General features: G+C 74.6%; 16 protein-coding genes, 4 tRNA genes and 1 riboswitch. Of the genes, 6 read left to right on the top strand and 14 right to left on the bottom strand.

Features of this window, described 5'->3' with window-relative positions; translation table 11 throughout:
- Positions 1-160: 160 nt before the first annotated feature.
- From ACIP4P_RS12160 to ACIP4P_RS12150, 3 genes are all read right to left on the bottom strand, one after another.
- Complete coding sequence (locus tag ACIP4P_RS12160; RefSeq protein ID WP_350514749.1) at positions 161-1,141, bottom strand: C40 family peptidase; 981 nt, start codon at positions 1,139-1,141, stop codon at positions 161-163.
- Positions 1,138-2,424 carry an SPFH domain-containing protein gene (locus tag ACIP4P_RS12155; protein ID WP_400917120.1) on the bottom strand — a complete coding sequence of 429 codons (1,287 nt, stop codon included), beginning with the start codon at positions 2,422-2,424 and terminating at the stop codon, positions 1,138-1,140. The genes ACIP4P_RS12160 and ACIP4P_RS12155 overlap by 4 nt, the downstream gene beginning before the upstream one ends.
- Before the next feature lie 195 nt (positions 2,425-2,619).
- Positions 2,620-5,565, bottom strand: coding sequence for an Ig-like domain-containing protein (locus ACIP4P_RS12150; protein WP_400917118.1), 2,946 nt, complete (start codon positions 5,563-5,565; stop codon positions 2,620-2,622).
- Positions 5,566-5,904: 339 nt separating this feature from the next.
- On the opposite strand from ACIP4P_RS12150, the gene ACIP4P_RS12145 reads away from it, so the two are divergent.
- Together ACIP4P_RS12145 and ACIP4P_RS12140 are read left to right on the top strand one after the other, a co-directional pair.
- Complete coding sequence (locus ACIP4P_RS12145) at positions 5,905-6,321, top strand: globin domain-containing protein (protein ID WP_350514752.1); 417 nt, start codon at positions 5,905-5,907, stop codon at positions 6,319-6,321.
- A 14-nt stretch (positions 6,322-6,335) separates the two neighbouring features.
- Positions 6,336-7,538: a globin domain-containing protein gene (locus ACIP4P_RS12140; protein WP_400917116.1), complete on the top strand. Its 1,203-nt coding sequence runs from the start codon at positions 6,336-6,338 to the stop codon at positions 7,536-7,538.
- A gap of 69 nt (positions 7,539-7,607) precedes the next feature.
- On the opposite strand, the gene ACIP4P_RS12135 is transcribed toward ACIP4P_RS12140, so the two are convergent.
- The 3 genes from ACIP4P_RS12135 to ACIP4P_RS12125 all read right to left on the bottom strand — a co-directional run bounded on the left by ACIP4P_RS12135 (position 7,608) and on the right by ACIP4P_RS12125 (position 8,069).
- Positions 7,608-7,683: transfer RNA gene (locus ACIP4P_RS12135), tRNA-Arg, on the bottom strand.
- A 31-nt stretch (positions 7,684-7,714) separates the two neighbouring features.
- Positions 7,715-7,790, bottom strand: a tRNA-Arg gene (locus tag ACIP4P_RS12130).
- 188 nt (positions 7,791-7,978) lie between these two features.
- Positions 7,979-8,069 (bottom strand) — tRNA-Ser (locus ACIP4P_RS12125).
- A 177-nt stretch (positions 8,070-8,246) separates the two neighbouring features.
- On the opposite strand from ACIP4P_RS12125, the gene ACIP4P_RS12120 reads away from it, so the two are divergent.
- Positions 8,247-11,747 (top strand): PAS domain-containing protein, encoded by a 3,501-nt coding sequence (locus tag ACIP4P_RS12120; protein ID WP_400917113.1) that lies wholly within the window; start codon positions 8,247-8,249, stop codon positions 11,745-11,747.
- A 65-nt stretch (positions 11,748-11,812) separates the two neighbouring features.
- Here the strand turns inward: ACIP4P_RS12120 and ACIP4P_RS12115 are convergent, their stop codons facing one another.
- On the bottom strand, positions 11,813-13,474 hold the full coding sequence (locus ACIP4P_RS12115) for a long-chain fatty acid--CoA ligase (protein WP_400917111.1): 1,662 nt from the start codon (positions 13,472-13,474) through the stop codon (positions 11,813-11,815).
- A gap of 177 nt (positions 13,475-13,651) precedes the next feature.
- Complete coding sequence (locus ACIP4P_RS12110; RefSeq protein WP_400917109.1) at positions 13,652-14,524, bottom strand: DUF1906 domain-containing protein; 873 nt, start codon at positions 14,522-14,524, stop codon at positions 13,652-13,654.
- A gap of 152 nt (positions 14,525-14,676) precedes the next feature.
- Between ACIP4P_RS12110 and ACIP4P_RS12105 the strand changes: the two genes are divergently transcribed.
- On the top strand, positions 14,677-15,741 hold the full coding sequence (locus ACIP4P_RS12105) for an EamA family transporter (protein WP_400917108.1): 1,065 nt from the start codon (positions 14,677-14,679) through the stop codon (positions 15,739-15,741).
- 67 nt (positions 15,742-15,808) lie between these two features.
- Here the strand turns inward: ACIP4P_RS12105 and ACIP4P_RS12100 are convergent, their stop codons facing one another.
- From ACIP4P_RS12100 to ACIP4P_RS12075, 6 genes are all read right to left on the bottom strand, one after another.
- Positions 15,809-16,585: a pyridoxal 5'-phosphate synthase gene (locus ACIP4P_RS12100; protein WP_400917106.1), complete on the bottom strand. Its 777-nt coding sequence runs from the start codon at positions 16,583-16,585 to the stop codon at positions 15,809-15,811.
- Positions 16,586-17,012: 427 nt separating this feature from the next.
- On the bottom strand, positions 17,013-17,342 hold the full coding sequence (locus tag ACIP4P_RS12095; RefSeq protein WP_350514759.1) for a hypothetical protein: 330 nt from the start codon (positions 17,340-17,342) through the stop codon (positions 17,013-17,015).
- Positions 17,343-17,808: 466 nt separating this feature from the next.
- Positions 17,809-19,173, bottom strand: coding sequence for an FAD-binding oxidoreductase (locus ACIP4P_RS12090; protein WP_400917104.1), 1,365 nt, complete (start codon positions 19,171-19,173; stop codon positions 17,809-17,811).
- 146 nt (positions 19,174-19,319) lie between these two features.
- Entirely contained in the window at positions 19,320-20,147 is an 828-nt protein-coding gene (locus tag ACIP4P_RS12085) for a MerR family transcriptional regulator (RefSeq protein WP_400917102.1), read from the bottom strand.
- Positions 20,148-20,274: 127 nt separating this feature from the next.
- Positions 20,275-20,362, bottom strand: a tRNA-Ser gene (locus ACIP4P_RS12080).
- A gap of 74 nt (positions 20,363-20,436) precedes the next feature.
- A complete protein-coding gene (locus tag ACIP4P_RS12075; protein ID WP_400917100.1) occupies positions 20,437-22,359 on the bottom strand; it encodes a trypsin-like peptidase domain-containing protein in 1,923 nt (640 codons plus the stop codon).
- 208 nt (positions 22,360-22,567) lie between these two features.
- A riboswitch (TPP riboswitch) is annotated at positions 22,568-22,716 on the top strand.
- On the opposite strand from ACIP4P_RS12075, the gene ACIP4P_RS12070 reads away from it, so the two are divergent.
- Positions 22,709-24,115: a purine-cytosine permease family protein gene (locus tag ACIP4P_RS12070; RefSeq protein WP_400917098.1), complete on the top strand. Its 1,407-nt coding sequence runs from the start codon at positions 22,709-22,711 to the stop codon at positions 24,113-24,115. (Overlaps the previous riboswitch by 8 nt.)
- A 102-nt stretch (positions 24,116-24,217) precedes the next feature.
- The gene (locus tag ACIP4P_RS12065) at positions 24,218-25,042 is read left to right on the top strand and encodes a glycerophosphodiester phosphodiesterase (RefSeq protein WP_400917096.1); all 825 of its coding nucleotides are present in this window, start codon (positions 24,218-24,220) and stop codon (positions 25,040-25,042) included.
- The last annotated feature ends 149 nt before the right edge of the window (positions 25,043-25,191 follow it).

The raw sequence follows: 25,191 nt of genomic DNA, 5'->3' as shown, positions 1-25,191 counted from the left end.
ACGCCCCCCCCCCCCCCCCCCCCCCCCCCCCCCCCCCCGCCGCCGGGCCCCCCCCCCCCCCCCCCCCGCCGGGGGGGGGGGGGGGGGGCCGCCCGCCCCCCCCCCCCCCCGGCCCCCCCCGGGGGGGGGGGGGGGGGGCCCCCCCGCCGGTGCCCTCCGGCTACGGCCGACCGAAGTGGGTCGGGTAGTAGCCCGAGTTGAGGGTCGATATCCGGACGGTCTTGCCCGGCCGGGGCGCCTCCACGAACTGGCCGCCGCCCAGGTAGATCCCCACGTGGTGGATCCCCGAGGCCCGGCCGCTGTCCGACCAGAACACCAGGTCACCGCGGCGCAGCTGCCCCGCGCTGATCGGCGTGGTCGCCGCGTACTGGTCGTCGGCCACCCGCGGCAGGCTTATCCCGCTGCGCCGGTAGGCCTGCTGGACCAGCCCCGAGCAGTCGTAGCCGGACGGCCCGTTGCCGCCCCAGACGTACGGCTTGCCCAGCTGGGCGAGCGCGTAGTCGACGGCCGACTCGGTGTTCCCGGTGGACGACTGCCCGCCGGAGGACGGCCGGGACGGCTGCTCCGAAGCACCGGAACCGCCGGAGCCGCCGGACTGCCCGGTGCGGCTGACGTAGACGTCGTAGTGGCTGGTCCAACGCCACTCACCGGCGCCGTTCTTGAACCAGTACTTCGACCCGTCCCAGCCCTGGCGCAGGCCCCAGGAGGAGGCCGAGCCGTTCGAGACGGCCTGGCCGCCCGAACCGCCGGAACCGCCGGACTGCCCGGTGCGACTGGCGTAGACGTCGTAGTGGCTGGTCCAACGCCACTCACCGGCGCCGTTCTTGAACCAGTACTTCGAGCCGTCCCAGCCCTGCTTGCCGGCCGCGGCGTGCGCGGAACCGGCCCCCGCCGTCAGGCCGACCACGCCGGCGCCCGCCAGCACGGTGGTGGCCAGGCAGGTACTTCGCACGGCCCGGTGTATTCGACCGCCACCGCCCGGCTCGGCGGCGCTGGCGGTGCGCGGCCGGGCGGCGCAGTTCGGGCAGCCGCAACCCGTGATCGCGGGGATGCTGCCGAGACGCTCCTCGAAGCCGATCAGGCCGGAATCGGCGTCGGGGCCGAGACCGGGTTCGGCGTACGCGCCGGTGGCTATCCTCATGCGGGTCGTCCTTCCTTCCGCCCGGCACGGGCGGCCGGGGGCGGTACCGAGGCGGCCACTCCGGCCGGGGCGACGAAGGCGACCAGCAGCTGTTCCATCAGCGCACTGCGGGCGGCCTCGTCCAGCTCGTGGGCGGTCGCGCGTTCCAGGCGGCGGACGGCCAGCGCCGCCGCCTCCACCGCGTCGTCGACCAGCACGGTCCGCAGACCGGCGTCCAGATCGGCCAGTCGACGGCGGCGCATCGACTCGGCGACCTCGGGCGCGTAGTCCAGCGCCAGCGGCTGCACCGAGTAGACCTCCAGGCCCGCCGGGGCGGCCTCGGCGGCCAGCGCCCGGGTCAGCTCGTCGGCGAACCACTGCCCGTCGCGCAGCGCCGGACCGGGCGCCGCGTTGCTGTCGCAGGGCAGGGTGGAGGCGGTGCGGGTGAGCACCGCCTGGACCTGCTCGCGCAGGTAGCTCTCGTGGTCCTCGATCGCCAGCAGCGCCCGCGCGGTGTCCTTGACCCGCCAGACGATCAGCAGCCGGACGACGATCGGGGTACCGGTGCGGTCGACCACCTTGACCGGCTCGCTGCGCCAGTGCCGCAGCCGCACGTCGACCCGGCGGCGACGCAGCAGCGGGTTGACCCAGAGCAGCCCGGTCCTGCGCACCGTGCCCCGGTAGCGGCCCCACCGGGTCAGCACCCGGGTCTCGCCGCCCGCGTTGGCCAGCAGTCCGGCCAGCGCGAACACCATCAGCAGCCCGGCCGCGCCGACCCCGGCGATCGCCAGGACGTCCACCTCGGCCCGGCCGCTGTCCCGCGCGGCGGGGCTGCGCAGTTCGGGCAGCGCGTCCCAGCGCGGGACGACGCCGGTGCGCAGCAGCAGGTACCCGACGGCGGCCAGGCCGAGCAGCACCACCAGCAGGGCGACCCAGCCGGGCAGGGCGGTGGCGGTGTGCTCCCGCAGCGCCTGGTCCGCGCGCGGGGGGCGGCGGGAGGTGGCGGCGGCCGGGGCACCGGCCTGGACGACGCCGCCGGGGAGCTCGACGGTCTCCGGGGCGGCCGTCTCCAGCGGGTCCCGCAGGTCGGCGGGGCCCGCCGGGGACGGGGCGGGGAGGACGGCCATCGGGGCGGTCGCCGGGCCGCCGTCGGCCGCGGCGGCCGGGCCGAGCGGCTTGGCGGCCTTGACGGTGGAGACCTTGGCCAGCGGGCTGGCACCGGTGGCGGAACGTTCCGGCACGGCCGGCGGGAACGACTTGGGCAGGTTGTCGGGTCGCTGCGAAGAATCGCGGGTGACGTCCATGCACGGATCCTCTGGGTCTGGTGTGTCGCGCAACGGGCGGCCCGGATCTGACGGGCAGTGCCAGAGTCAGGCTAAGTTCATACGTCATCAAATGCGACATTTGAGCCGAGGTGTGTCGACATTTGCTGACGAATCGTCCAAAGCTGACCTGACGCGCAGGCACATCGATGGCGGGTCGGGACGGTTCGGCGCAGGTCAGCGCCGTCGGGCACCGGATCCACGGGCGAACACCCGACGGGTGATCAGCCCGACTCCGGAGAGCACCAGCAGCAGCCCGGCGAGCAGGCCGTGCCAACGGGCCTCCCGGGGCCGCCCCACCGCCGCCCCCTCGATCGGGGGCGCGGGCAGCGGTCGGGCGGCGGCACCGCCCACCCGGGATCCGCCCTGGTCGGAGGCCGACAGCGGCTCCGCGACGACGGCCGATGAAGGCTCGGCCGACGACGGCCCGACCGCCGCGGATTCGGCCGCCCGGGCCGGACGGCCACCGGGCGACGCCGAGGTCGCGCTCGGCGAACCGGCGGGGATCGCGGCGGCACTGCGGGACGGCGGGGCGGAGGCGGCGGACGCGGCGGACGCGGCCGGGGCGGTCGGGCGGGCCGAGGCGGACGGAACGGCGGGGGAGGTCGGAGCGGGAGGGGTCGCGGGGACGAACGGAACCGGCTGCGCCGGGCTCCCGACCACCGGCGGGACGAAGATCGGCAACAGCCCCGGCGGGACCGGCCGCAGCTCCGGTGCCTCGGCCGGGCCCGTCGGCCCGACGGCCGTGGGCGCGGTCGACGGGGACGCCGCCGGAGCGGAGGGACTCGGCGAGGGCGAGGTAGAGGAAGCGGAGGAGGGCAGGGGTGAGGACGGGGGCGAGGGCGCCGCCGAAGCCCCGGCCGAAGCGCTAGCGCTCGGCGCGACGGACGCCGAGGAAGCGGCCGACGGGGAAGCGGCCGACGGGGAAGCGGCCGACGAGGCCGGAGCTGCCGGGTTCGGAGCCGCCGCGGCGGCCACCCGCACCTGCACCGGATCCGCCGAAGTCCCGTTCCCCGCCCGGTCGGTCGCCGTGACGGTCAGCCACTGCACGCCGTCCGCCAGGTCCCGGTTGGCGGTGCAGGTCCAGCTCCCGTCCAGCGCCACCGCGGCCCCGCAGAGCACCGTACGGTCCCCCGAGTCCCCGGAGTCCGCCGTCGGGGCGGCCGTGACCAGCACGTCCGTGCCCGGTTCGGCCCGCCCGCCGAGCTTCGGCCGGCTGACCCGGAGCAGTTCGCCCGGGGCCGGGGAGGTGAGCACCGGCTTGTCCGGCGGCACGGTGTCGACGACCAGCGCGACCGGCTGCCCGGCCGTCCGGTTCCCGGCCGCGTCGACCGCGACCGGGGTGAGCCGGTGGCTGCCGTCCGCCAGGTTCTCGACCGGCAGGCAGGACCACCCGCCGTCCTTGCGGACCGCGCTGCTGCACAGTTCGGAGGAGCTGGACTGGTCGGTGACCGAGACGGTGCTGCCGCTCTCCCCGGTGCCGGTGAGCTGCAGCCCCGGGTCGTTGGTGTAGGCGGGGAGGGTGAGCACGGGCGCGGCCGGCGGGGCGGTCTTCACCGTCACCCTGACCGGCTCCCCGCGCAGCACCACCCCGCCTCCGGTGGTCTCCACCGGCGTGAGGCCGTGCGCCCCGGCGGCGAGCGGGCCGTCGGGACGGCAGGACCAGTCGCCGCCGCGCCCGACCCGGGCCTTGCAGAGCGCGCCGTCGCCCTCCCGGATCTCCATCGAGGCACCGGCGACCGCGCCCTCGCCGCGGATCCACGGACGGGCGTCGGCGAGCACCGTGCCGTCGACCGGCTCGGCGATCTCGGGCCGCGCGGCGCCGACGGTCAGTCTGATCCGCTGGTCGCTGACCTGCCCCGAGTCGGCGAAACCGCCGGAGGGGACGAGTTGGCTGGTGTCCCGGCCGATCCGCAGCCGGAGCCAGGTGTCGCCGGCGGCGGCGTCCGCCGGGACGGTCCACTCCAGGGTCGCGGTGTCCGCTCCGGGCGGGATCTCGGTCTGCACCCGGTCGGCCGGGTCGAACCGGCCGCTGTGGCCGAAGTCGATCCAGCCCGCCAGGGTGGCGGGCTGCCCGCCACCCGCGACCGGGACGGTGACCCGGTAGGAGCGGCCGATGGCGGCCTCGTCGGGGAAGCCGATCGACGGGTCGGCGCCCTGGTACTCGCCGCGGCCGGGCTGGAGCTTGGGCGGCGGTGACGGGCTGGCGGCCGTGCTCGCGAAGGGGTTGCCGCGCCGGACCGCGCCGTGGTCGAGCTCGACCAGCGGCTCGTCGCCCGCGCCTCCCCCGGCGCCGACGGGCCGGCTCCGGTCCCGCCGGGACGGGGTGGTGGCGTCGGCGCCCAGGAAGAGGTCGGAGACCACGTGCGAGGCGTTGCCGTAGCCCTGCGGGGCGGTGCCGAGCTCCTCGTCCACGGTGACGGTGCAGGCCTGGCGCAGGACGGGCGCGGGGGTGGTGCTGCCGGCCCGGGCGGTGGAGCGCTGCTCGACCCGGAACTCCGCGGTGCGGACCGTCCCGGTGAGCTCCAGGGTGCCCTCGGCCGCGGCCCCCGGGGCGCCGTCGGAGCCGCCGTCGGAGCCTGCGGGGGCGAGGGAGGTGGCGTCGACCGTCCAGCCGGGCCAGTCGGTGCGTCCGACCAGGGCGGGGGCGGCGGGCGAGCCGCCGGTGAGGGTCAGTCGGGCCGCGGTGCTGGTGGTGCCGGATGTCCCGGTGGCGACCGCGGCCAGCCCGCTGAGGTGCAGTCGGGGATTGCGGACCGGCCGGGAGAAACTCAGCCGGAGCGTTCCGACGGTGCGCCAGGAACCGTCCGTCTGCGGACGGTCGGGGGTGAGGGTGAAGGTCTGGGCGGCGTCCCCGGGACGCTTTCCGTCCGCGTACAGCGCGGTGGAGCGCCCCCCTCCGGAACGGTCGGCCAGTCGGCCCGCCTCGGCGGCGAGGGAGTTGCCGGGTTCGGCCGTGGCGTCGAACTGGACGGAGAGCCCGGACGGCAGCACCGCCCGGTGCTCGCCCGACCAGGCGTCAGGGGACTGCCGGGCCACCGAGAGCGGGGCGTTCCAACCGGCCAGCGCCCCGGCCGCGAGGACGGCCAGGACGACGGCTGTGCGGGGAAACCGTCGGCTCATCCGGCTCTCCTTCACGGTCGGCTGCCGGGGTGGCGGGCCGTCTGGGCACACGATCGGACAAAACGGAATCACGGCCCCAGACCGGTCATACTGCGACACCTGCGCTTTTGGCCGCCTCCCACCCGATTGGCGGTCATCCGGGCGGCAGGACGGGATGTACCCGAATCGGCTGCATTTCATCCATTAGGCGGTAATGGATCCCACCCGAACGGCCGAACCCACCCGAATGGCCGAGAGGGGGGAATTCCGGCTGATTCGACGGACACCAGTGTCCGGTACCTGACCATTCATCGGGGAAGCCTGTTCGAATTACCCACCCGCTCAGTAGAGTCGGGCCCCGTGACCCTGGACCCCGTACTCGTCAAGCGCAGCTTCGCCGCCGTGGCGCCCCACGGCCCGGTCGTCGCCGAATACTTCTACCGGCATCTGTTCGAGCACGATCCCGCTCTCCGCGGCCTCTTCGCCGAGCACCTGGACGAGCAGCAGGACCGGTTGTTCGCCGCCCTCGGCGCGCTGGTCACCCACCTGGAGGACACCGACACCGTGCTCGGGCTGCTCCGCGACCTCGGCACCCGGCACGCCGCCCACGGCGCGCTGGTGGAGCACTTCCCCGCCGTCGGCGCGAGCCTGCTGGCCACCCTGGCCCACTACGCCGGCGACGAGTGGACCCCGGAGACCGAGGCCGCCTGGACCGCCGTCTACGCGGTGGTCAGCGACACCATGGGCGCGGCACTCACCGAAGCCCGGTCGGCCTAGCCGGGGGCGGTGCGGTGGCCTTCGACCCCGCGGTCGTCCGCGCCAGCTTCGCCGTCGTCGAGCGCCGGGCCGACCATCTGACCACCTTCTTCTACGCCCACCTCTTCAACCACAACCCGGGGCTGCGCCCGCTCTTCCCGGCCCGGATGCACGAGCAGCGGGACCGGCTGTTCGCCGCGCTCACCCGGATCGTGCTGCGGCTGGACGAGCCCGAGCGGCTCGTCGAGTACCTGCGGGCGCTCGGCCGCGACCACCGCAAGTTCCAGGTCGCGCCCGAGCACTACCCGGCCGTCGGGGCCAGCCTGATCGCCGCGCTGCGGCAGTGCTCCGGCCACTCCTGGACGCCGGAGACCGAGCGGGCCTGGACCGAGGCGTACGCCATGATCGCCCGGATCATGACCGGGGCCGCCGACGACCCGCTGGACGACCACCCGGCCTGGTGGGAGGCCGAGGTGGCCGGCCGCCGCCGGGCCGCGCCCGACCTGGTGGTGCTCACCCTGGCCCCGACCCGCCCGTACCCCTTCACCGCCGGCCAGTACCTCACCCTCACCAGCCCGCGGACGCCCCGGGTCTGGCGGCCGTACTCGCTCGCCAACGCGCCGCGCCCGGACGGCAGCCTGGAACTGCACGTGCGGCGGGTGCCCGGCGGACTGCTGAGCCCCGTCCTGGTGGAGGACGTGATGCCCGGCGAGCTGCTGCGGCTAGGGCCGCCGCTCGGCGAGGCCGTGCTCGCCCCCGCCTCGGACCGGCCGCTGCTGCTGGTCGCCGCGGGCAGCGGCTGGGGACAGGCCAAGGCCCTGCTGGAGCAGCTCACCGCCGAGCAGCCGGAACGGGAGGCCACCGTCCTGCTGGCGGCCCGCTCGGCCGCCGGGCAGTACGACCTGGACACGGTGCGGCGACTGCTCACCCGCAACCCCCGGCTGCGGGTGCTGACCGCCACCCCCGACCGCTCCGCGGGCCCGGACGGGAGCACCGCGCTGCTGCGGCGGACCCTGCTCGGGCACGGCGACTTCCGCGGCTGGGAGGTCCACCTCTCCGGCCCGCCGGGGCTGGTCGGCGAGCTCGCGGAACTGCTGCTCACCCTGGGCGCCGCCGCCGGGCTGGTCCGGCACGACCCGGTGCCGGCGACCTTCAACCGGAACCGCCCGCTGACCAGCTCGGACTGGTTCCTGGACCGCCGGGACGTGCCGTGGATCAACCGGACCGACCTGGGGTGACCGACGACACGGCGGTGGCGGACGGCGGAAAACGGAGAAGCCCCCGGCCGGTGGCCGGGGGCTTCTCGCTGGTGCGCTCAGCAGGATTCGAACCTGCAACCTCTTGATCCGTAGTCAAGTGCTCTATCCGTTGAGCTATGAGCGCAAGGAACGGGCGGACCCGATCTTGCGAAGGTTGGTGCGCTCAGCAGGATTCGAACCTGCAACCTCTTGATCCGTAGTCAAGTGCTCTATCCGTTGAGCTATGAGCGCTCGCCCCGGTGAACCGTGCCGCCGGGGCGTTGCGGGGACAACATTACATGACCTGCGACGTGGGGCGAAATCGATTGATCCGACCGCCGCCGGCCCCCCTGCGGACCCCCGCCGGGCAGGCCGGCGATCACGCCCCCGACATGCGAAGAGCCCCGCCGACGTGATCGTCGACGGGGCTCCCGGTACTGCGGAGGCTGAGGGATTTGAACCCTCGATCAGGAATAACCCCGAAACCGCATTAGCAGTGCGGCGCCATAGACCGGACTAGGCGAAGCCTCCCCACATGGACCACATCCGCGTGAGCGGACCCGTTCCGTGTGTCAGTGATGATGCCACAACCGTGGGGCCCGGCACCAACCACCGCCAACGTTACTAGGCGGGTCGTCCCCGCCGCAAAGAAGAATGAGATACTGCCGACTCCGGAGGAGCTGCCCTGAGCCGAGGAGACCTGTCGACGTGAGCAGCAGGCCGATCCGAGGCGCTGCTCGCCTCGACGCCATACTCGACGCCCTGCCCGAGGCGCTGTTGCTGGTGAACAGCAACGGCACGGTGGTGGACGCCAACAGCGCGGCGGTGCAGGCGCTGCAGGCGCCGGGCACCTCGCTGGTCGGCATGGGCGTGCTCGGCCTGCTGCCCGAGTTCGACCCCAGCCGGATCCCCGGCTCGATGCGCCCGGCCACCCGCGACGGCGACGACCTGGACCGTCCGGTCCGGATGACCGCCCACCGCACCGACGGCACGACCTTCCCGGTCGAGGTGTCCGGCAACGACTTCGCCACCGAGGGCGGCGACGGCTACGGGCGCTCCCCGTACGACTCGTACCGCGAGGGCCCGCGCGCCTCCTCGTCCTCCGACCTGCTCCTGCTGCTGGTCCGCGACCTCACCAGCCGGCTCGGCGTCGAGGCCGAACTGCGCCGCCAGCACAAGCAGACCGAGATGATCCTGCGGGCCGCCGCCGAGGGCGTGCTCGGGGTGGACCTCGAAGGCCGCTGCGTGCTGGTCAACCCGGCCGCCGCGCACATCCTGGAGTACCGGGCGAGCGAGCTGGGCGGGCGCGAGCTGCACCCGCTGATCCAGCACTCCCGGGCCGACGGCACCCCGCTGACGCTGGAGGAGTCCGCGCTGCTGGACACCCTGACCTCCGGACGCAAGCACCGGGTGCGCGGGACCGTGCTGTGGCGCAAGGACGGCCGCCCGGTCACCGTCGACCTCACCACCGCCCCGGTCCGGGACGGCGACCAACTGGTCGGCGCGGTGATGACCTTCACCGACCGCAGCCGCGAACTCGCCCTGGTCGCCCGCAACGAGCACCTCGTCGCCGTCCTGGAGAGCGAGCTCGGCGGCGCGCTGAGCGCGCTGAACCAGCGACTGGACACCCTCGCCGCCGACCCGGCCGGGCAGCTCTGGCCGGAGGCCAACTGGACCCTGCGCCGGCTCGCCGACGAGTGCCGCCGGTTCGGCAAGCTGATCGACGGCGTGCTCGAACACCAGCGCTCCGAGGCCGGCGAGGGCGCAGCGGCCGAAGCCAAGGACGGCAAGGACGCCAAGGGCAGCAAGGACGGCAAGGACGGACGCAAGGCCGCCCAGCGGGTGCCGGTCGGCCTGGACAAGGTGGTCCGCCGGGCCGTCGAGGAGGCCGGCGAGCTGGTCGGCCCCGGCCGGGTGCGCTTCTCGGTGCACGCCGCCGCGGTCGAGGTGATCGCCGACGAGCGGCGGCTCGCCCAGGCGCTGGCCCACCTGGTCGCCGACGTCAGCGGCACCGGCCTCGCCCTGGACGCCCCCACCGCCCCCTCCCCCGGGCTGGCCGTCCCGGGGCTGTCCGTCCCCGGGCTGGGCGGCCAGCCCGCCCCGGCCGCGCCCGCCGAACCGCCGACCGTGGTGCTGGCCGCCGCCCAGCGCGGCGAGGTGGCCCGGGTCGAGATCCGCGGCCCCGGCGTCGGCGGCAGCCCCGTCCACCTGCCGATAGCCCGCGCGGTGGTCGAGCGCCACGGTGGCGTGCTCCAGCCGCACGAGCTGCCCGGCAAGGCCGGGACCACCTACGTGGTCGAGCTGCCGCTGGACCCGGCCGCCGCGAAGGCCGCCGCCGAGCGCGCCGCCGCCGAGGGCCGCTCCGACCGGCCCAAGGAGGGCGACAGTGCCGTCCTGCCCGAACTGCCCGGCATCCCGCAGCTGCCCAGCAGCGGTGACACCGACGGGGACACCGGGTCCACGGCCGCCACCGCGACCGGCGCGGACGACGCCCGGCCCCGCCGCGAGGCCCCCGAGCCGGAGCAGGCGCCCGCCGAGGAGCCCCCGGCCGAGCGCCGCGGCCGCCGCGGCCGGCCCTCCGCCGACCAGCAGGAATCGACCGGCCAGGCCCCCGGGACCGCTGCCCCGGCCGCCACCGCCGCCCCCGCTGCCCCGGCCGACCAGTGGCCGAACGCCCCCGCCCGGGTCGAGCGGGCCGTCCCCGAGCAGTGGAACGGCACCGGCAACGACCCCGCGTACGGCCGTCGGGGCCCGGCCGCCCCCGAGGCGGCGCAGAGCGACCCGTGGGGCAAGGACGACGGCCGCTCCGGCCCCGCCTACGCCGTGCCCGTCGACGGCGGACGCCCGCAGCAGCACCGGCCCGGCGGCCGCGAGCCGCTCGCGCTCGGCCCCGCGCCCACACCGGCGCCCGCGCCCGCACCCGCACCCGCTCCGGTCGCGGAGCCCACCGTCGGCGCCGCCGAGGACGGCGGCGAGGCCAAGCCGCGCAGACGGCGGGCGCTGCCCTCCGCCGAGGACTCCTCGGGCGGCTTCGCGCTGCCCGGGGTGGGCGACGCCCCGGCGTACCCCGGCCTGGAACACGCGCTGCCCGCCGGTGGTCCGGCGCCCGCCCCGACCGAGCCCGCCACCGCGCCGACCGGCCGCCGCCGTCGGCTCTCGGTACCGCCCGGGCCCGCGGCGGACACCCCGGCCGCCACCCCCGCCCCGCAGGCCGGTGGCGCCGCGCTGGAGCCCGCCCGGCCCGCGCTGCCCGCCGCCGCCTCCGCCGAGGAGCCGGAGGGCCCGCGCCCGGTCGGCAGCGGCCTGGCCGAGCTCGCCCCGCCGCGACCGGTGGGCACCCCGATCGGTGCCCCGGTGCCCGCCGTCCCGGCCCAGCCGGCGACGCCCGCCGCGCCACGGGCGCTGGCCGAACTGCCCGCCGCCGCGGCCGACCGCCCCGAGGCCGAGCCGCCGCAGAGCGGCTCCGGCGAGCTGGCCAACACCCGCCGACTGCTGGTCTGGCCCGAGCCCGACCCGGCCACCGGTCGGGCCCTCCAGTCGCGCGGCTACCTCCCGGTGATCGTCCGCTCCCGCGAGGAGGTGGACGCCCAGGTGCCCGGCTTCCCGGCGGCGCTCTTCGTCGACCCGCTGACCAGCCCGATCACCCGCACCGCGCTGCAGTCGCTGCGCACCGCGGCGCTCAACAGCCGGATCCCGGTGCTGGTCACGGCCGGCCTCGGCCAGGCCACCCGGGACGCCGCGTACGGCGCCGACCCGGCCGTGCTGCTGCGCGCCCTGGCCCCGCGGGACGGCGAGCACCACGCCCCGCGGGTGCTGCTGGTCGAGGGCGACCCGGACATCGCCGCCGCCATGATCAGCAGCCTGGAGCGGCGCGGCATGCACGTCGAGCACGCGGTGGACGAGAACGACGCGGTCGCCCGGGCCAGCAGCGTGCAGCCCAACCTGGTGGTGATGGACCTGTTCCAGATCCGCCGCCGCCGGGTCGGTCTGCTGGACTGGCTGCGCGCCAACGACCGGCTGCACCGCACCCCGCTGGTGGTCTACACCTCGGTCGACCTCGACCCGCGCGAGCTGCCCCGGCTGCGCACCGGCGAGACGGTGCTCTTCCTGGCCGAGCGCTCGACCAGCGAGGACGTCCAGTCCCGGATCGTCGACCTGCTGGGGCGGATCGGCGCGATGGGCGAGGCGGGCGTCGCCGCCGCGGGCTGAGCACGACGGAGGGCCGGCCGCCCCGATCGGGGTGGCCGGCCCTCGTGCCGTCCGCTGCTCCTCGCCTACTCCTTGCCGAGCACCGTGACGTCCAGCTCACCGGCCGCGTACTCGGCCCGGATCACCTTCTTGTCGAACTTGCCGACCGAGGTCTTCGGGACGGACTCGACGATCACCCAGCGCTCCGGCAGCTGCCAGGAGGCGATCCGCTCGGCCAGGTAGGCGCGCAGTTCGACCAGCCCGGCGGTCGCGCCCGGGCGGAGCACCACGGTGGCCAGCGGGCGCTCGCCCCACTTCTCGTCCGGCACCGCGACCACGGCGGCCTCGGCCACCTCGGGGTGGCCCATCAGGACGTTCTCCAGGTCGACCGAGGAGATCCACTCCCCGCCCGACTTGATGACGTCCTTGGCCCGGTCGGTGATGGTCAGGTAGCCGTCGGCGGTGATGGTGCCCACGTCGCCGGTGCGCAGCCAGCCGTCCTCGGAGAACTTGTCCTCCGGGCGGACCGGGTCCTGCCCGGCGCCGCCGTAGTAGGCCCCGGCGATCCACGGGCCGCGCACCTCCAGCTCGCCGGCGGCGATGCCGTCGTTCGGCATCCGCTCGCCGCCCGGGCCGATCAGCCGGGCCTCGACCGAGGCCGGGAAGATGCCCTGGGTGATCCGGTAGGGCCACTCCTCCTCGGGGGTGAGGCCGCCCGGCGGCTGGGCGAAGGTGCCGAGCGGGGAGGTCTCGGTCATGCCCCAGGCGTGCAGCACCCGGATGCCGTGGCGCTCCTCGTAGCCCTGCATCAGCGAGGGCGGGCAGGCGCTGCCGCCGATGACCACCATGCGCAGGCTGGAGGTGTCGTAGTCGCCGGCGTCCAGCTCATCCAGCAGGCCGCTCCAGATGGTCGGGACGGCGGCGCTGACGGTGGGGCGGACCGCGGCGATCATCTCGGCCATCGGCTTGGGCTGGAGGAAACGATCCGGCATGAGCAGGTTGGCGCCGGACATGAAGGCGGCGTGCGGGATGCCCCAGGCGTTCACGTGGAACATCGGGACCACCGGCAGGGCGGTGTCGCGCGGGGTGAAGGCGAAGTTGTCACCGGTGTTGACCTGCATGCAGTGCAGGTAGATCGAACGGTGGCTGTAGAGCACGCCCTTGGGGTCGCCGGTGGTGCCGGAGGTGTAGCAGAGCACGGCGGCCCGGCGCTCGTCGAGGTCGCGCTCCCACGGGAAGTCGGTGGGCCGGCCCGCGATCAGCTCCTCGTAGTCGTGCACGCCGCCCGCGAAGCCGGCCAGCAGCGAACGGTCGCCGGGGCCGGCCACCACGATGTGCTTCAGGGTGGGCGCGAGCTGCGGCAGCACGGCGGCGAGCAGCGGCAGGACGCTGCCGTTGACGACGATCACGCGGTCGGCGGCGTGGTCGATGATGAAGGACAGCTGCTGGGCGGGCAGCCGCAGGTTGAGGGTGTGCAGCACGGCGCCCATGGCCGGGACGGCGAGGTACGCCTCCAGGTGGACGTCGTTGTTCCACAGCAGCGTCGCCACCCGGTCGTCCCCGGTCACCCCGAGCTCGTCGCGCAGCGCGTGGGCGAACTGCGCGGCGCGGGCGCCCACCTCGGCGTAGGTCCGGACGACGGGACCGGTGACGTCCCAGGTGGTGACGGTCGAACGGGCGTGCACCGTGGAGCCGTGCTCCAGGATCCGGGTGACGGTGAGCGGTACGTCCTGCATCGTGCTGAACACGCGGGTCCTCCTCGACCTGGCGGCACTGGTCACGCCCGCGGCGCGGCTACCGGACGGTAATGCCCGCGGACGTGCCCGATTGTGCCGTTCCGTCCCGCCCGCTGTCAGCAGGCCGAACCCGTTGCACGGATCACGGACCGGCCTCGGTTCGCCGACGGACGGTCGTTCAGCGGCCCGTCAGCCCGCGGTCGGGCCGTCGACCTGGTCGCGGTCGACGGTGAGGGTCTGGCCGGCGTAGCTCTCCTGGACGTTGCCGCGGTACTGGTGGACGCGCTGGTGGGAGCGCCAGAGGTCCGGGGTGAGCGGGCCGGAGCCGGCCGTGTCGGCGTGGTCGTCCCAGCGGGCGTACCAGACCGCGTCGGGGAGCGGGGAGCTGCCGGCCCGGGCGGCGGCGGCCAGGTCGGCGACGCCGGAGTCGAGGCTGGAGTAGAAGCCGGAGCGGTAACCCGCCGCGTGCAGGGCCTGGGTCCAGCCGAGGGTGAAGTCGACCACCGCCTGGCCGCAGGCGGGGTCGTGCATCGGGTAGGACTCGATGTCCAGGTAGACCGGGCCGCCCTTGCCGAGCCCGAGCGTGCGCATCGCGTGCAGCGCCTCGTCGGCCTCCTCCCGGCCCTGCTCGGCGGCCCTGGCCGGGTCGATCCGCTTGGGCTTGCGGCTCGGGTCGGCGCACGGCGCCTGCAGTCCGACGTGCACCGGCAGGAAGCGCCAGCCGATCGCGCGGGCCTGGCGGATCCAGTCCGCGGTGAGCCGGGGCTGGGCGCAGCCGCGCTGGGAGCCGCTGACGTAGATCCCGACCGCGCCGTACGGGGAGGCGACGCGCCAGGCCCGCAGGGCCTCGGCCGGGGGCGCGGTGCAGGCCTCGAAGGCGGGGCCGCTCCAGTTGTCGCGGAGCCGGGGCGGGCCGAACCGGTCCGGGAGGGTGACGGCGCGGATGCGCGGGACGGCGGCGGCGGTCGGCGCGGAGGCCTCGGCGCTCACGCCCGTCCCGTCGGTGGCCAGCAGGAGCACGAGGGAGGCGGCGAGGAGGGCCGCCGGGCGGAGATAGCGCACCCGGCCTTGATACTGACGGACCATCGGACGAACGCGGCAACCACGCCGCAGACCCCTCGCGAGTCCACCCTTTCGGGCGCACCCGTCCGCATCCGTCCACATTCTTGTAACGAGCTTGCCCCTTGGTCACTCCTTACGGCAAACTCGTCCGCATGCCCAGCTCCCATACCGGCGAAACCACCGCCCCCACCTCGGCCGCCGCGGTCGCCGAGGCCCTTGCCATGCCACCCGCCCCCAAGGGCGAGCCGGCCGGCGAGCGGGGCGGCTGGCGACGAGGCGGGGAGCCCGGCTCCGCGGCGCCCCCGGGGCCACACCCCGACCGGTCCACCGGCCGGTTCGGCAAGGTCCTGCGGCGCCCGGAGAGGATCCCGGCGCCGCTTCTGTGTGTGGTCGCGATGTTCCTGGTGCAGACCGGCATCGCGCTGTCCAAGCCGCTGTTCGGCCCGCTCGGGGTCAGCGGCACGACCTTCCTGCGACTGGGCTTCGCCGCACTCATCCTGCTCGCCGTCACCCGGCCCCGGCTGCGCGGCAAGCGCCCGCGGGACCTCGCCGCGGCCGCCGCGCTCGGCGTGGCCTCGGCCTTCATGACCTTCCTGTTCGCCGGGGCGATCGACCGGCTGCCGATGGGCACCGCCGCGACCATCGAGTTCCTCGGCCCGCTCGCGGTCGCCCTGGTCTTCGCCCGGCGCGCCAGCCATCTGCTCTGGGCGCTGCTCGCGGCGGCCGGCGTCATCCTGCTGACCCTGCTCGGCGAGGGGGACGGCGGCGGCTCGCTCGACCCTGTCGGCCTGCTGTACGCCTTCGGCGCGGCCGGCTGCTACGCGGTGTACATCCTGTTCACCGACAAGGTCGGCGCCACCTTCCAGGGCTTCCAGGGCCTGGCGGTGTCGATGACGGTCGGGGCGCTGGCCCTCGCGCCGTTCGGGCTCGGCGAGGCCTGGGACGGGCTGACCGCGCCCGGCGCCTCGCCGCTGGTGCTGCTCGCCTCGGTCGCCGGGGTCGCGGTGCTGCTGCCGGTGCTCCCGTACGCACTGGAGATGACGGCGCTGCGACGGATGCCGCAGCGGGTGTTCAGCGTGCTGGTCAGCCTGGAGCCGGCGGTCAGCGCGCTGGTCGGACTGGTGGTGCTCGGCCAGCTGCTGGGCGCGCCGCAGCTGGCCGGGATCGGCTGCGTGGTCGCGGCCAGCGTGGGGGCCACGCTGACCGGACGGCGCTGACCGTCCCGGCGCCCCGCGGGGGCCACGGCACCTACGGGGGCTGCGGCCCTTACGGCTCTTACGGCTCCTACGGCCAGAGCAGGGTGCGGGACCACTCCGGGGTGCGCACCGGGCCGGTGCGGGTGTAGCGCAGCCGGACGTGCCGACGCTGGGCGTCGCCCTGCCAGAACTCCACCTCGTGCGCCCACAGGGTGTAGACCGCGTGGCCGGGCGCGACCGCGTCCGGGGTCGCCTCCAGCCGGCGCCGGGCGACCGCCACCGCCTCGTCGTACTCGGCCAGCCCGCCCAGCTGCTCGCTCTGCCGGCCGACCAGCGCGCCGACCCGGGCGGCGGGCGAGCGGGTGGCGAACTCGGCGGCGGCGACCAGGTCGGCGGCCCGCTCGACGGTGCCGCGGACCCGCACCTGACGGCCCAGCTGCGGCCAGTAAACGGTCAGCGCGGCAGCCGGGTGCTGGGCCAGCTGACGGCCCTTGGGGCTGTCGGCGGCGGCCGAGAAGTTCCAGCCGGTGCCGGCCGCGTCCACGTCGCGCAGCACCAGCACCCGGGCGTCCGGCATGCCGTCGGCGTCGACCGTGGAGAGGGTGAAGGCCTGCGGGTCCAGCACCCCGGCGTCCAGCGCGGTGGCGAGCCAGTCCACGAACAGCGGTCCGGGCTCGGCCGGGGCGGCCTCGTGGTCGAAGGAGGGCAGCGGTCGGGCCATCGGCGGGCGGCCGAGCAGCAGTTCGGGGACCGACTTCGGCCCGGGCCGGTGCTCGTCCAGGGGCGCCGGGCCCGGCTGCGGCTGCGCTTCCGGTGCAGGCCTGGCCCCGTCCGGGCCGGTCAGGCCCTCGTCCTCCGCCGCCATCGCGCGCCTTCCTTCCGATTGCCGCGGTCGTCGCCCCGGCCGGGCCGTCCGTTCCGGGCCCGGGCGCGTGGAGCGCTGTCGGAGCGCAACCGTACCGCCGTGGACCGACGGCACCGGGCGCGGGCCCTCGCTGGACGGATCCGGGCCGCTCGCGCGGGTGGTGCACGCGCCGTACAGAGCCCGGGGCCGACCCGGCGCCCGCCCGGGGCCGGACGCACTCGTGGGCGGTGCCGATGGCGGCACCGCCCACGAGGCCGGCTTCACGGTGACCCATTCCGCTGGCCGGTTGAAGCGCTTGTCCGATCTCCCCGGTCCGTACCCGGACGGTCCTGCCGCCCGGCGACCGTTGCGAACCCCTCCGCGGATGTTCAGCCCACCCGCGTCCGACCACCTCCGGCGCCCCCGCCGGTGATGGTGCCGGGAGGGGTCAGCTGAAGATCGGGGCGAAGATGACGTTGATGTTCTTGTTGCCCTGGCCGGCCAGGATGTTGCCCGCGTTGTCCTTCGACGCGAGGGTGTTGCTCTGGTTCGAGGCGCCGGAGCCGGTGGCCGTCTGCTGGGTGGAGACGTAGTTGCCGTCGACCCCGCCGAACACGTTGCCGGAGCCGGTGTTGGACACCACGCCGGCGTTGGAACCGGCCGCGGCACCCGCGCCGGAGTCGGCGGCGGCGGCACCGGCGCCCGCCAGCAGCAGACCCGCCGCCAGCGGAGCGGCGAGCAGGAACCCGGTCACCCGACGGGTGTTGATGCGAGCCATCTGAGCCTCCAAGAAGCTGTTAATCGTGCATTGGTCGAGCATGGATGCGGGGGTTCGCCGGCCAGACGAACTCCTGCGGGCTGCGACGCCGGGAGACAGACTTCCGCAACAAATCGACAAAGCACTAGCCAGCGGAGCAGTTTTCGCCCGTTCGCGTGATATCCACCGAGGCCGCGCATAACGGGAGGCGATCCGGAAAGTGCGCCGACACACCGCCACTGACCTGGGATTTCGCCCGAACGGTGGCTCTTTCACGGCCGCCGGGAAGCGGCGCGACGACGCCGAGGCGAACCACCGGGCGCACCACCCCGGCGCAGGGCCTCGTGGAACACGCCCCCGAAAAGTTCGACCACCCTTCCATGTCGACTTTCCAGCCATTCCCGGACCATCGGACAGTCATACCGAAAAGGCGGGCGCCATCGGGCGCGGAAATCCAGTTCCCCTGGAAATCTGCTTGCTCTGAAAATCAGACCATCTTGCCCGGATTGAGGATTCCCAGCGGGTCGAAGACCGCCTTCACCTGCCGCTGCAGCTCCAGTCCGACCGGACCCAGCTCCCGGGCCAGCCAGTCCCGCTTGAGCAGCCCCACCCCGTGCTCCCCGGTGATCGTGCCGCCCAGCTCCAGCCCGAGCGCCATGATCTCGTCGAAGGACCGCTGGGCCCGGGCCGTCTGCTCCGGATCCGCCGCATCGAAGATCACGATCGGGTGGGTGTTGCCGTCCCCGGCGTGGCTGACCACCCCGATGGTCAGCCCGTGCCGCTCGGCGATCACCGCGACGCCGTCGAGCATGTCGGCCAGCCGGGAACGCGGCACCGCCACGTCGTCGATCATCGTGGTGCCCAGCCGGTCCAATGCGGGCAGCGCCGACCGCCGGGCCGCCAGCAGCAGATCGGACTCCGCCTGGTCCTCGGCCGGCACCACCTCGGTCGCCCCCGCCACCCGGCACAGCTCCGCGACCCGTGCCAACTCGGCCACCCGGTCCGGCCCGTCGAAGGCCACCAGCAGCAGCGCCTGGGTCGACTCCGGCAGGCCCATCTGTCCCAGTTCGTTGACGGCCCGGACCGAGACCGCGTCCATCAGCTCCATCAGCGAAGGGGTCAGCCCGTGCTCCATCACCGCGCAGACCGCCGCACCGGCCGTGGCCGCGCTCGGGAACTCCGCCGCCAGCGCCAGCTGCGGAGCCGGCGCGGGCCGCAGCGACAGCACCGCCCGGACCACCACCCCGAGCGTCCCCTCCGAGCCGACCAGCAGCCGGGTCAGGTCGTACCCGGCGACCCCCTTGGCCGTCCGACGCCCGGTGGACAGCAGCCGCCCGTCCGCCAGCACCACGTCCAGCCCGAGCACGTACTCGCTGGTGACGCCGTACTTCACGCAGCAGAGCCCGCCAGCGCCGGTGCCGATGTTGCCGCCGATCGTGCAGGACTCCCAACTGGACGGGTCCGGCGGGTAGTGCAGCCCCACCTCCTCGACCGCACGCGACAGTTCGGCGTTCACCACGCCCGGCTCGACCACCGCGACGCGATTCACCGGGTCGATCTCCAGGATCCGGTCCAGCTTCACCAGCGACAGCACGATGCAGCCGTCGATCGCGTTCGCCGCCCCCGACAACCCGGTCCGCGCCCCCTGCGGCACCACCGGCACCCGCAGCTCGGTGGCGGTGCGCAGCACGTGCTGCACCTGCTCGACGGTCTCCGGGAACACCACCACGGCGGGCACCCCGGCGGCGCAGAAGCCCGCCATGTCATGGCTGTAGGCGGCGGTCACGTCCGGATCCACCACCACCGCGTCCGCCGGGAGGCCCTGCGCCAGCCGGTCCGTCAGATCACTCATCGCCGCCTCCACTCGCCGCCCGCCCCGCCACCTCCGCACTCTGCCCGGCGGGCAGGGGGCGGGCAAGTGGGCCTCGGGGCGGAACGGTCGCCGCGGGGAGCGGGCGGCGCCCCGCCGCGGGGTCACGGTGGGGCGCCGCCGAGGAGCTACCTCCGGGTGACCGGCTCCTGGAGCTCGACGACCCAGCCGGACACGTCGTCCGGGCACTCCAGGTAGCGCTCGCGCGCGTACCCGGCCGTGCGGTAGCCGTTCTCCTCGATGAAGCGGGCCAGCGCCTGGAAGCTGCCGAGCGCGTCCTCCATCGAACCGCGGTGGACGATGGTCACCGCCTCCTCGATCGGCGCCAGGTCCACCACCTCGAAGTCGTCCCGGCCGCCGCGCACCGAGGGCGCGACCTGGACGGCGGCCACGACCACCACCGAGCCGTCCCGCTCCGGCGAGTCCTCGTACCGGGCGACGGACGGGCCGACCTCCTCGATCCCGGCCTCCGCCAGCCGCCGGCACAGCTCGTCGAACAGCGGGCCGACCACCGGCGTGATGTCCTCGGGCGCGTAACCGGCCGCCACACCGGACAGTTGGGCCACCCTGACGGACGGCACGGGCTTCACCACGACATCGTGCTGGGACATGTTCCCCTCGCTCTCGATCGTTCGGAGCCTCGCCTCCACCCGGGCCAACCGCCGCTCGTCCGCGGCGATCGCCTCGGCGAGTTGGGCCCGTCGCAGCCGCAGCATCCCGCGCAGTTCGACGGCCTCCGGCCGCTCGTCCAGAACGGTCCGGACCTGCTGCAGCGTGAAGCCGAGCTCCTTGAGCGCGATCACCCGGTTCAGCCGGGCGAGTTGACCCGCCTCGTAGAAGCGGTACCCGGTGGCCGGGTCGACCCGGGCGGGCCTGAGCAGCCCGATCGCGTCGTAGTGGTGCAGCATCCGCACCGACACCCGGCCGTGGCTGGCGAAGTCTCCGATGTTCAACATGGTGCTCCCACTCCACTGCCTCCCACGGTGTCAGGGTCAACCCCGCCCGGGAACCGCCCCGGGAAACACCGAAGGCGGGTGCCGAGTGGTCTCGGCACCCGCCTTGAGCAGGTGGTTCTCCTACCAGCGGAGAGCGTGGGATTCGAACCCACGGTGACGGGTCACGCCACGACAGTTTTCAAGACTGTTCCCTTAGGCCGCTCGGGCAGCTCTCCAGGCGGAGGTCAGCCTAACGGGTCCGGCGGGCTTCGGTGCACACGATTGCGTGCACCCGGGGGTCACCCGCGGGTCACTGGTCGCCGTCCCGCTGGCCGAGCGTGACCTTGGTGTTCATGGTCTGGCCGTTGCGGGTGTACTCGACGTCGACGGTCTCGCCCGGCTTGTGCGTCCAGATCCGGCTGACCAGGGCCGGGCCGTTCTCGATCGGGGCACCGCCGAGCTTGGTGATGACGTCGCCCGGCTTGAGGCCGGCCTTGTCGGCCGCGCCGCCGGGGGTGACGGCCGGCTGGCCCTGGACGTCCTTGGTCTGGATCTGCGCGCCGTCGCCCTTGTAGTCGTCGTTGCGCAGCACGTCGAGCTTGGCGTAGACCGGCTTGCCGGTCTTGATCAGGGTGTCGGCGACCCACTTGGCCTGGTTGATCGGGATGGCGAAGCCCAGGCCGATGCTGCCGGCCCGGCCGTTGGCGGAGGCGTTGGACTGGATCGCCGAGTTGATGCCGATCACCGCGCCGCTGGAGTCCAGCAGCGGGCCGCCGGAGTTGCCGGGGTTGATCGAGGCGTCGGTCTGCAGGGCGTTCATGTACGACGCCTGCGAGCCGGTGTCGTCGCCGGAGGCCACCGGACGGTCCTTGGCGCTGACGATGCCGCTGGTGACGGTGGACTCCAGGCCGTACGGGGCACCGATCGCCACGGTGGCGTCACCGACGTTGACCTTGTCGGAGTCGGCCAGCGGCAGCGGCGCCAGCTTGGCCTTCGGCGGGTTGTCGATCTTGACCACGGCGACGTCGTAGCCCTCGGCGTGGCCCAGCACCGAGGCGCTGTAGGAGGTGCCGTCGGCGAACTTGACGGTCAGTTTGCCGCCGCTGCCGGTCAGGGTCGGCGCGACCACGTGGTTGTTGGTGAGGATGTGGCCCTCGGTGTCGAAGACGAAGCCGGTGCCGGTGCCGGACTCGCCGTTGCCCTGCGCCTTGATGGTGACGACGCTGGGCAGCGCCTTCTGCGCGATGCTGGCGATCGAACCGGGGACGGGCTCGTTCTTCTGGGTGTTGCTGGCCTGGACGGTGGTGCTGCGGTGGTCGTCCGCCAGGCTGGGGCTGCCGGTGCGGTCGGTGGCGACCACGCCGATCGCGCCGCCCGCGACACCGGCGACCAGGGCGACGGCGGCGAGCAGGGCCACCAGGCCACCGCGCTTCTTGCGCGGGCCGCCGGGGCCGGTCGGACCGCCGGGGTACTCGGCCGGGTAGCCGAGCGGGCCGCCGGGACCGCCGGGGTAGCCCGCGCCGCCGGAGCCGGTCTCCTGGCCGCCCCAGCCGCCGAGCGGCTGGCCGGCGCCGAAGGGGTGGTGGGCGGGGCCGGCGGGCGCGCCGGGGGCCGGGGCGCCGTACGGCTCCTGCCCGTGGGCGGCCGGGGCGCCGTAGCCGTCCTGGGCACCGGCGGCGGGGACGCCGTGGGCCGGGGTCGCGTACGGGTTGGTGCCCGGGACGCCCGGCGCCAGGGCGGGCGCGGCCGGGGCGGCCGGAGCCGCGACCGGGGCGGGCGCGACCGGCGGCGCGGGCGGCAGCACCGGCGGCGGGGCGTCGATGTAACCGGTGACCGGGTCGACGGCGGGCTCCTCGACGGCCGGCGCGGCCGGGGCCTCCGGCGCGGGGACCTTGGTGAAGGCCATCGTGGGCTGGTGCCCGCCCTCGGCCGGAGCGGCCTCGACCTCGACGGGCTCGGCCACGACGGGCTCGGCGGCCGGCTCGGGCACCCGGCTGAACGCCATGGTCGGCTGGTGACCACCGTCGACGACGGGCTCCGCGTCCGCCGTCGGCCCGGCCACCGGCTCGGCGACGACGGGCTCCGCGGCCGGCTCCGGGACCCGGCTGAACGCCATGGTCGGCTTGTGACCGCCCTGAGCGGTGCCCTCGGACGCGGTAACGGCCGCCTCCGGCGCCCCCGCGGGCTGCTCCCCCTGCGGCCCGGCGGGCCCAACCTCGCGCTCGGTGCTCACGGACGACCTCCATAGCTGACAGAACCAAGGACCATAGTTTTTCGCACTGCCGATTCGATTGCCGTAAGGACCCCTCTGAAGAACTCATAAGAATCCTTAGGCGGCACCGACGACCGGGGCTCCCCACCCCCGCCCGGCGTCCCGCGATGCGGACCGCGCACCTGGTGGCCTTTGGCGTTCGTACCCGTGCCGGTTAGCCTGTCGCTCCAAACTGACACGCGGGAGCTTGGACCGACCAGGCTGAGAGTGCGCATGTCGACCGTACGCCAGGCGAGTGACCGGCGGACCGTCGAGGGGGCGCTGACCGCCGGAACCTGTCCGGGTAATGCCGGCGTAGGGAGTATCGGCCATGCCGCCTGCTTCGTCATCCTCTTCTCCGGGCGCGCCCGCGTCCAAGGATTTCCCGCCGGCCTCCGGCGCGACCGCGGTACTCGACTATCGGGTCGAGGCGCCGCTGGTGCTGGACACCGAGCCGCCGCGCACCCTGCGCTTCCGGGACCACTTCGCGCTCTGGATGAACCTCGGCGTCAGCCTGATCGGCTTCTCCACCGCGGCCACCGTGCTCGGCACGAAGGGCAGCGAGCTGTCGCTGGCCGCCGCGGTGACGGCGATCGTGACCGGTACCGCGGTCGGCACCGCGATGCTCGGCGTCGCCGCACTGATCGGCGCCCGGACCGGCGCCCCGGCGATGGCCAACCTGCGTGGCCTGTTCGGCACCCGGCTGTCCTACCTGCCGACGGTGCTGAACATCGTCCAGTGCATCGGCTGGGGCGTGTTCGAGCTGCTGACCATCGCGGCGGGCGCCCAGACCGTCGCCCACACCACCGGCTACCGCTGGCTGTTCGTGCTGCTCGCGGGCGCGCTCACCACCGCGCTGACGATCTGGCCGCTGGGCTCGATCGCAGTGCTGCGCCGCTTCGTGGCCGGGGCGGTCGCGGTCGCGATGGTGTACTTCACCGTCCAGCTGGGCCGACAGGGCGTGCCGGACCCGGGCGCGGGCAACTGGCACGGCTTCCTGGGCGCCACCGACGCGATGATCGCGGTGTCGATCTCCTTCGTCCCGATGGCCGCCGACTACACCCGGCACTCGCGCACCCCGCGCTCGGCGTTCTGGGGGAGCTTCTCCGGCTACACCGTCGCCCAGGTCTGGTGCTACGTGCTGGGCCTGATGGCGCTGCTGCAGTCCGACGGCGACCCGAGCCGGATCTTCGACTCCTTCCTGGGCGTCTGGGCCGGCTGGCTGTTCCTGCTGGTGCTGGTGCTGCGCGAGACCGACCAGTCCTTCGCCAACGTCTACTCGACCGCGATGTCGCTGCAGAACCTGCTGCCGCGGGTGGACCGCCGGGTGCTGAGCGGCGGCATCGGCGTGCTGACCACCGTGCTGGCCCTGCGGATCGACCGGTTCACCGACACCTACAGCAACTTCCTCGGCCTGATCGGCTCGGTGTTCGTGCCGCTGCTCGCCGTACTGGCGGTGGACTACTTCTTCGGCGCCGGCCGGCTCGGCTGGGACCTCTCCGAGCGGGCGCCGTCCCGCTGGCCGATGCTGCTGCCGTGGGTGCTGGGCTTCGCCGTCTACCAGTTCATCGCGCCGACCGCGGTGGCCGACTGGTGGGTGGACTTCTGGACCTCCGCCCAGCAGGCACTGCACTTCACCCCGCAGGAGTGGACCTCGGCCTCGCTGTTCGCCTTCCTGGTGCCGGCCCTGGCCACCTGGGCGCTCACCCCGCTGACCCGGCGCGCCGCCCGGGGCTGAGGCCCGGTGGGCCACGGGGCCGGGCCCTCCCGTCCGGGAGTCGGCCCGGCCCCGCAGGTTGGCGCCGTCTTCGCCCCCGCTTCACCTGCGCCCCCTATCGTTATGGCCGTGACCAGCCAAGACCCGTCCAAGCCGCGCACCGTGCCGTCCGTCCAGGTGATCGCCCACCGCGGTTCCTCCCACGCCCTGCCCGAGCACACCCTCGCGGCCTACCGGCGCGCGCTCGACGAGGGCGCGGACGCCGTCGAGTGCGACGTCCGGGTGACCGCCGACGGCCACCTGGTCTGCGTGCACGACCGCCGGATCGGCCGGGTCTCGAACGGTCGGGGCACCGTCTCCGCGATGACCCTGGCCGAGCTGGAGGCGTACGACTTCGGCGCGTGGAAGACCGGCCGGCCCAGCACCGACCCCGAGCTGCGCGGCGTGCTGCGACTGGAGCGGCTGCTGGAACTGGTGGTGGACTGCGGGCGCCCGGTCGACCTCGCGATCGAGACCAAGCACCCGGTGCGCTTCCGCGGCCGGGTCGAGGCCGAGCTGCTGCGGACGCTGGAGCGGTACAAGATCGGCACCGCCCCGGACGGCGAGCGCCCGTCCGCCCGGATCATGAGCTTCTCCTCGATCGCGCTGGACCGGGTGGCCGCCGCCGCGCCCGACTACCGCCGGGTGTTCCTGATCGAGCGGATGCTGCCGCTGCTCGGCCGGCTCCGTCCGGGCCGACCGCTGCCGGGCGGGGCGCGGATCGCCGGTCCGGGCATCGAGCTGATCAAGGCCAAGCCGCAGCTGGTGCCCCGGCTGCGCGAGCTGGGCCACGAGGTGCACGTGTGGACGGTGGACGAACCGGCCGACGTCGAACTCTGTCTGGAGCTCGGGGTGTCCGCGATCATCACCAACAAGCCGGCCGAGGTGCTGGCCCAGCTCGGTCGGTGACCCGGAACGGGGTCCACTCCCGTACCGGTGGAACCTGATCGCTCCGGTCGGCAATCAAACCTTCCGCGCACGGTATTGCCGGAATTCTTGCGTTCGGGCGACGGAGGGTGAGCACGGAATGACCTCTTGTCGACCCTGAGTCGCGCCGC

This window comes from Kitasatospora sp. NPDC089509 (genome assembly GCF_044749365.1).
In the GTDB taxonomy this organism is placed as follows: Bacteria; Actinomycetota; Actinomycetes; order Streptomycetales; family Streptomycetaceae; genus Kitasatospora.
The sequence above is the reverse complement of the archived record's forward strand: the minus strand, read 5'-3'. Positions and strand labels throughout refer to the sequence as shown.